Source organism: Haloferax sp. Q22 (assembly GCF_001482285.1).
GTDB lineage: Archaea > Halobacteriota > Halobacteria > Halobacteriales > Haloferacaceae > Haloferax.
In genome coordinates, this window is the sequence record NZ_LOEP01000006.1 from 1 (window position 1) to 7,280 (window position 7,280).

Consider the following 7,280-nt stretch of genomic DNA (forward strand, 5'->3'; position numbering starts at 1 on the left):
TGTCTGCGGCTCGTCGTTGCAATCACCAACTTCGAACGAGGAAACGATCCGGGCTGTGAGAAGCTATGAGATGGATTCTATGACACGCTCGTATGTTCTATTGGGTGGTATTCGAACTTAGTTATTCCGACGTTCTTAAGAATTCCAGAATAATTATTTACCAAATGATACTTTGTAATGTGTCGACTCGAGGTAGGTAGTGACAGGTCGGCCACCAGAGATTACGGACACGGACATTCTCTCGGTATTTGAGGGCTCACCAGATCCAGTGCTCTCTGCTCCTGAGGTCGCAGATGAATTTGGCTACACCACAGCGGGGATTTACAAACGACTTCGAGAACTTAGCGAGAAGGGGTATCTAGACACCAAAAAAATCGGCCAGGGGAGAGCTTGGTGGATAACTGACTCCGGACGTGACTATCTACTTGAGACATAACTCCAGCTGATCCTCGTCGAGATCTGCTGAATAGTGGTGTCTCACTTAGTCTCTCGAAGAGGCTATTCACGCTCGCAGACAATGCCTCGAAGTTCGTCGAGGAGGTCAGGATGATGTTCTTTGAGAAGCTCAAGGTCCTTTGGGAGTTCATCATGGATCTTTGTCCTGATGTGTGAGATCGCCACGTTGCGTGGATTTTCGACAGTTTCGTCGGCGTTAACTCACGTTCACGGTCAGTGAGAAACGCCCGACTGCGGCCTATACCAGCATCATTCAGTCAATCCCGCATTACGCTTTGTGAGTGACTGTTGGGATACCTAAGAACCTAACCTCAAACGTAGCATCTAGAGTTACATCAATAAGAAGAAGAACCCGTAGAACGCCACGAAAACGGAGAGATGCAGGAGCTCGTGTTTGCCGTATGGATTCGTCGCAACCATCCACCGAAGTACACGCCGGTGAAAATCGTCCGAGAGTGCGGTGAGGTTCCGCGCCGCGGTTAGGAACATGAACCCCGTCGAAAACGTCACACCACCGATGAGGACTTGGCCTGCAAAATCAAGCTTCCCGAACGCCGGAAACAGGGCAAGCAGCAAATCAACCAACCCAAGCGGAACGCTCTGCAGAGCCTCTTCGGGGACCGGAATATCTGACACAGAATTGAGCTGCCCACTGCTGACGAGCCACGCCAACAGACGACCACTCACGACAAACGTCGCAAGGGAGACGAGAGACCCCCAAAACGCGTACACGAGATAGGGAAACGGTGGGCGAGCAGTATACTCCGAGATTGGCTCGATATCGCTGTCGAATCCAACAAAAGCATCACGCGAAATACTCAGAAACCGATCAGTGTATGTTCCCCTGTAATAGTGCTCATCGGCAGTGGGAAGTGCATCTTTCCGCTGCGACAGGTTCGAACGGATCAAAGCCACGCCCCGGGCGACTAACAGATAAAAGAAGGTCATTGTCAGCGAAAAGACGAAGAGAAACCAGAGGGACGCAACACTATCGAAAACCGATAACACCGGAAGAAGGATGAGAAGATAAGGGACTGGGCTAAGGACGGTTAATAACGACTCCCGTATCTCTCGTGAGAGTGCCATACCCCGTTGTAACAATCACTCGTATTCAATATTATCTCTGAGATGATCAAATTTGAGAAAATTCGAAGGGAAGGTCAACAGTCTCTCGACTGTTCTCAGTAGACACGCACCAGGACACGCTGCCGTTTTTTCAACTGCGACAGTCACCACAGGCAGTATTCGATGCGGTACAGGAATGTATCCAGCCAAGTTGTGATGCAGGCGGTCGCCTGCCCCGCCGAAGCTTCAACCCGTCTACGGTCCTGCTGGAAGACCGTCCCAGCTTCGGTGAACCCGGCTAAGCCGAGCTTCAACCCGTCTACGGTCCTGCTGGAAGCCGGGTGGGTCCAAGACGACGTGCACTACTTCGACGCTTCAACCCGTCTACGGTCCTGCTGGAAGTCTTCGTCATTTTCGTCACTCAGATCGAACACGTAGCTTCAACCCGTCTACGGTCCTGCTGGAAGCGGCGCGCGGGACCGGACTGCCGAACTGTTCAACGTCTACTCGTTCGTCGACCTGCTGGCTATCTTGCCGACACTGGCGGTGCTCGTGCTTCCCGTCTCGTCGGTCGCCGCCAACATCGGCTTCCTGCGGGCGATTCGTGTGGTCCGCGTCCTCCGGTTCTACCGGTTCACGCGCGACGAGGAGTTCTTCTTCGGCACCGTCTCCGTCGGGACGCTCCGCGTGATGAAACTGCTGTTGACGGTGCTCACCATCTTCTTCGTCGCCGCGGGGATGTTCTACTCGTTCGAACACCGGGTGAACCCCGAAATCGGGACGTTCGGCGACGCGTTCTACTTCATCGTCGTCGCGCCCTCGACGGTCGGATTCGGCGATATCGTCCCGGTGACTGAGGCGGGGCGGTGGGTGACGGTCGCCTTCCAGCCGGACCGTAGACGGGTTGAAGGACCGATGCGGCCGCAGACGCATCGGCATCCGCGACGCTTCCAGCCGGACCGTAGACGGGTTGAAGGGTGCCGTGTTCTTCGACGTGGACGAGTGCCTGCGACTTCCAGCCGGACCGTAGACGGGGTGAGGTTCAGACACACCTGCTACCAGACTAAGAACGTCGGAAACGCGGTTTTTGGTCATTTCTCAGACTGGTCGGCCAATAGAGCGACTACAGCCCCTGTACTGCTGATTAAACGTTGGAAATGAGGGGTTGTCTTTATTATCTTCCCGTGAGGACGTGACAGACATGGACGACGAGAGTGGGGACGTCGCCGCGGAGATTTTCGGCAAGCCGGACCCAATATTCGAGCAGAAATCCCTCGTCGACGTCGACCACGTCCCACAACCCGAACGCATCGTCGGTCGCGACGACGAGATTCGCGCGCTCTCGATGCAACTCCGATCAGCTATCGACGGCGGGTCACCAGAGAACGTGGTCATCTACGGCGAGACTGGGACGGGCAAGAGCCTCGTCGCGAAGCACGTCTCGAAGGTTGCTGAGAGTATGGCAGAGGGCGTCCGCATTGGGACGGCGTACATCGACTGTAGCGACGACGACACAGAGACGCAGGCTGTGTCCCACATCGCACGGAAGCTGAATGACGAGGACCAAACCGGTGTCTCGGTCCCGGAGATGGGTCTATCGAAAAGTGTCTACTACACGCGACTCTACTCTATTCTCGACGAACTCTACGATGTCGCACTCATCATCCTCGACGAGGCCGATATGCAAGCGGACGATGGTCTGCTGATGTCGCTGTCGAGGTCACGTGAGACGGGGAAAACGGACTGCCGCGTCGGTGTCATCGCTATTTCCAACAAGGTGCGGTGGGCGGAGAACCTCAACGACCGCGTGAAGTCATCACTTCAGCCCAGAGAGCTCAATTTCCATTCCTACGATGCGAACCAGCTTCGGTCGATTCTCGAACACCGGCGTGACGCGTTCCGGGGCGGTGTCCTCGAGGACGGCGTGATACAGTTGAGCGCCGCCCTCGCCGCACAGGACCACGGCGACGCCAGACAGGCCATCGATATCCTCCGGAACGCGGGGATGCTCGCACAGCAACAAGATAGTGAGACAGTCACCGAGAAACACGTTCGCGGGGCTCGTCGGGAGGCCGAAAAGGACCGGTTCCACGACCTTATCGGAGGGTTGACAATCCAGAAGAAGACCACGCTTGCGGCTGTCACGACCCTTCACAAGCAGACTGGGCGCGACGAGTTCCCAACCGGCGAGATCTACACGGCCTACACCAACCTGTGTCAGGTGATCGGCGTCGAACCGCGGACCGAACGCCGGGTTCGGGATTTCGTCCGTAACTTGGCGTTTCTCGACGTGCTCGACGCGCGAAAGGAGAACCAAGGACGTGCAGGTGGGATCACCATCTACGCCGGCCTGCAGCCCGCCCACGACCTCGAGATTGTCCACGAAATCGCGATGACAGACGACCGGTTTGCTGATGTTGACGACTCCGAGACAACCGTCTCGAAATAGCGCCCCACCCACCCCTCGTTTCCGACGTTCTTCGCATAGGTCCACCCCAAGGTGGGTTTCCGCTCTTATTCTAGGAGCAAACATTATTACATATGCGCCGAATACCACCCAGTAGCCGCTTTTTAATTTTGAATTGGGTGGGACATAGTCCCGCCCATCAGTGAGTTTAATTCACCCTCTCACGAGAACGTCGGAAACGTGGGGTGGGGGTGTTGGTGTATTGACGTGCAATCACATTCACGTTCTCCTACGAGGGTGTGTAGACCTGCCCCGGTTAGGTCCGAAGGAGCCGATGACTGAGAGACACAAAGACGGAGTCTGCTTAAATTCCTCATATGGTTAGGTTTACGCCCCAGCTGAGATGGTATGTTGGGTACGATAGCACGGTCAAGAACGGATGGAATGAGACGACCCACCATTACATAGGTCCGTCCCCACTCGACAGGAATATATAACCACTGACACTACTCCATTGCCCTTTGTCACCGGCCAGATGAATAACGACTGATTCGGCCAGAAGTCAGTTGGAGAGACGTTCAAACGAATGGTTACGACAAGTTACGATAGTCTCGTTCAAAGTTACGACAGTCGTTACGATAGAATTCGGATAATAGCGGAACTGAACGGCGTAGTTTGGACAGACTCGGGTTGTCGGTTACGACAGAAGCCGACTAGTATAGACAGGGGGGACCCCGTCGGAACTGGGTATCGTCCAAGTGAACAGACGACGCAGACGTGTTTGGACTCTGAAGTGATTGTGAGTCAGCGAGGAACAACGAATATGCGATGAGATCGACCTTGGTATAGGCCAGTTACCAACTGGAGTCCACATTGTAGGGGCCTCGACAGCAATCGCACATCCGCAGGGACTATTGGCCGTACTCACATCCGACAGGGAAGATCGGTGCCATGCTATGAGACGCTAATCTCGACTTTTTAGCAGAATTGCGTACTGAGTCACAGAATCACGCAAACTTTAATCCATACGCCCACTCAACTAGAAAATGAGGACGCGGACTTGGCCCGCTGGCTTAAACCCTCGGGACTCGTCCGGCTAGGGACGTAAGGTAATGGCTTACGTCCTGTTGACGTCCGTACTATGGTGAAATTGATCTCGAGAGGTTCTCCTGTACCTTTTCAGACTCAAGCATCCCAATCGTATTCTGCTACTGGGACGAGACATCTCGAGAATCATCGTCAGGCGTACGGCCCTCCACCCACGCAGCGATTCGGGTACGCTCTTTGTCACCTTGACACCCGCCTTCAGGTGGCGGAGGATGTCAGCGTTTGATGATTGGTTGACGACCTGAACGCTTCTCATCTCACGCTCCCGGAATACGTCGTAACTCCACTACGAACGCCCCATCTCTCGATGCTATTCGTGGGATTTGCAGGCTGAAAATACTCCTGTAGGCCGGTAGCGGTGTTGATTCTACGTGGGATCAAGTGGCCAATGGGACGGAAGCCTTCGTGCCTAGTACTTAACCAACAGTTACGACTCTGGCTCACTACTTACAGAGGACTAATTTGTGAGACACACGTCTCACAGCATATGAGCACTGATACCGACGACGGGCGAAACGACGACGGTGGGACCACGAAAATCGATGTCCGAGTCCCTACTGCAATGGTTGACGCCATCGACGAAGAGTTCGCCCGACGTGGGTACACCTCTCGGTCGGAGGCAATTCGCGACGCTCTTCGCGACTGGCTGAACCCATCGGTGCAGCTGTCCGAAGAGACGCTCGCGGATCTCCAAGAAAGTTGGGCACAGCGTGAGGCGGGCGAGACGATCTCGCTTGACGACGCCCTCGACAAATACGATGTCGACGTTGACGACGACCAGGCGTGAATGACAGACGTCGAGATCACACCGAAGGCGGGTAGCCATTGGCCGACCTCGACCCTGAAACACGAGAACGGGTCCTGAAGAAACTTGCCGAAGCCAGAGAGTGGACCGACCACCGAGTCGAACGCCTCTCTGGATGGCCCTACTACAAACTGCGCGCTGGCGACTATCGGGCGATACTAACGTGGGACAAAGACAACGACGTCCTCATCGTCGAGGCCGTCGGTCACCGACGGAACGTGTATGACCGCCACCTCCCGCCGTAACATTCACTCATCGACTTGGGTGTGACTGAATCTCTTCGAACGGCGTCTCTTCTCTTGAGCCAATCCCCTACCCCCAACGGAAACCGATTACCTGGTTTCACTCCAACCTCTCTGTGTTCGTTACTAAGGCAAGTGACTCGACCGACAAACCGTTAGAGATCACTCTGAAGGGTTTACTGGGCCCTTGTACTTGGACTTCACCTGGTCGCCCTCTCTCCACTGGTAGTAGTAGTACTGGTTATCGTTGATCGTCTTGACGACCACACCTGCTTTCTTTGGGACGTCGTCCGGGAGACTACTGTCTTCGGCGCTGTCTTCGCGGACGATGTCCTCGCCTTCTTCCAGTTCTGTCTCTGCTTTGGCTTCTTTCCACGCTGCAAGGTTCTCTGCGTGAGTGGCAATTTCTCGAAGCGTTTCAGCGTCCTGTCGGTCGAGGCCATCGAGGATGTAGCGTGCAATTCTCTCGGGAGCGTCGGGCTTGTTGGGAGTCATATATTAACCTACAATTGTTGGTCTTTTCAGGTTACAACGAGACAGCGACGTTCGGCACGTCCGACACTCACCACTATCGAACTCGTCGAGAGAAGTCCAGTTGCATTTCTCCTGAAAAGACCAATTAATGTTGGTTAAGACGCCGGGGGACGTCATCGCGGCTATCGAGCAGTCGGGGAAGTCGAAACGACCCCTCCCCAAGCACGATTTCATAGTCCTCGAACTACTTCACTGGCTTCCGTATTTGCGCTCTGCTTTCGTGTTTGGTAGAATACCAGCAGGGCCCTTCCGGCACTGTCTAGTTAGTCGCCTCCTCGACCGGTGTTCGTCCGTCGAGCGCTTGATGCGGTCTTTGATAGTTGTAGTATTGCGCAAATTGTATGAACCACTCGCGGACGCTTCCGTGACTGCCCACCCACGAATTATGGAAGCGGTCGACTCGCATTTTGAGAGTGTGAAACCATTTTTCGACGAGGTTTCGCTCGACGTAGTCAAGCCGGCCGCTCAATCCTAATCGAGCGAGGGCAGTCTGATAGCCGTAGCCATCAACGAGAAACACAGCGTCTGAGAGATCGTGTTTCTCCGAGAGTCGATGGAGAAACGCAGCAGCCGGATCGGTACCATGTCGTCCAAACAATTCGACGTCAAGAATTAGCTTTGTTTCGATGTCTATTGCAGCGTACAACCAAGACCATTCGCCATT

Annotated in this window: 6 protein-coding genes, 2 pseudogenes and 2 CRISPR repeat arrays; of the genes and pseudogenes, 5 read left to right on the forward strand and 3 right to left on the reverse strand. The window is 54.6% G+C overall.

Going from position 1 to position 7,280, the window contains the following annotated elements; translation table 11 throughout:
- Positions 1-199: 199 nt before the first annotated feature.
- Entirely contained in the window at positions 200-436 is a 237-nt protein-coding gene (locus AM590_RS19670) for a winged helix-turn-helix transcriptional regulator (RefSeq protein ID WP_082677632.1), read from the forward strand.
- 350 nt (positions 437-786) lie between these two features.
- Here the strand turns inward: AM590_RS19670 and AM590_RS02215 are convergent, their stop codons facing one another.
- The gene (locus AM590_RS02215) at positions 787-1,542 is read right to left on the reverse strand and encodes a hypothetical protein (protein WP_058826022.1); all 756 of its coding nucleotides are present in this window, start codon (positions 1,540-1,542) and stop codon (positions 787-789) included.
- Positions 1,543-1,760: 218 nt separating this feature from the next.
- Positions 1,761-1,988: direct repeats of the CRISPR family, unit length 31 nt; unit sequence AGCTTCAACCCGTCTACGGTCCTGCTGGAAG.
- 85 nt (positions 1,989-2,073) lie between these two features.
- Here AM590_RS02215 and AM590_RS02220 point away from each other — a divergent pair.
- The 4 genes and pseudogenes from AM590_RS02220 to AM590_RS02235 form a co-directional block, all read left to right on the forward strand.
- Positions 2,074-2,346: pseudogene (locus AM590_RS02220) on the forward strand (ion transporter); the annotation flags it as partial.
- 56 nt (positions 2,347-2,402) lie between these two features.
- A CRISPR array of direct repeats spans positions 2,403-2,562; the repeat unit is 23 nt; unit sequence CTTCCAGCCGGACCGTAGACGGG.
- A gap of 160 nt (positions 2,563-2,722) precedes the next feature.
- Positions 2,723-3,970, forward strand: coding sequence for a Cdc6/Cdc18 family protein (locus AM590_RS02225; protein WP_058826023.1), 1,248 nt, complete (start codon positions 2,723-2,725; stop codon positions 3,968-3,970).
- Positions 3,971-5,522: 1,552 nt separating this feature from the next.
- Positions 5,523-5,822: a ribbon-helix-helix domain-containing protein gene (locus tag AM590_RS02230; RefSeq protein ID WP_058826024.1), complete on the forward strand. Its 300-nt coding sequence runs from the start codon at positions 5,523-5,525 to the stop codon at positions 5,820-5,822.
- Positions 5,823-6,085 (forward strand): annotated as a pseudogene (locus tag AM590_RS02235) (type II toxin-antitoxin system RelE/ParE family toxin).
- A gap of 159 nt (positions 6,086-6,244) precedes the next feature.
- On the opposite strand, the gene AM590_RS02240 reads toward AM590_RS02235, so the two are convergent.
- Together AM590_RS02240 and AM590_RS19680 are read right to left on the reverse strand one after the other, a co-directional pair.
- On the reverse strand, positions 6,245-6,577 hold the full coding sequence (locus tag AM590_RS02240; RefSeq protein ID WP_004043317.1) for a hypothetical protein: 333 nt from the start codon (positions 6,575-6,577) through the stop codon (positions 6,245-6,247).
- Between the two features lie 298 nt (positions 6,578-6,875).
- The coding region (locus AM590_RS19680) for an integrase core domain-containing protein (protein WP_157575410.1) at positions 6,876-7,280 on the reverse strand (405 nt) is incomplete at its 5' end.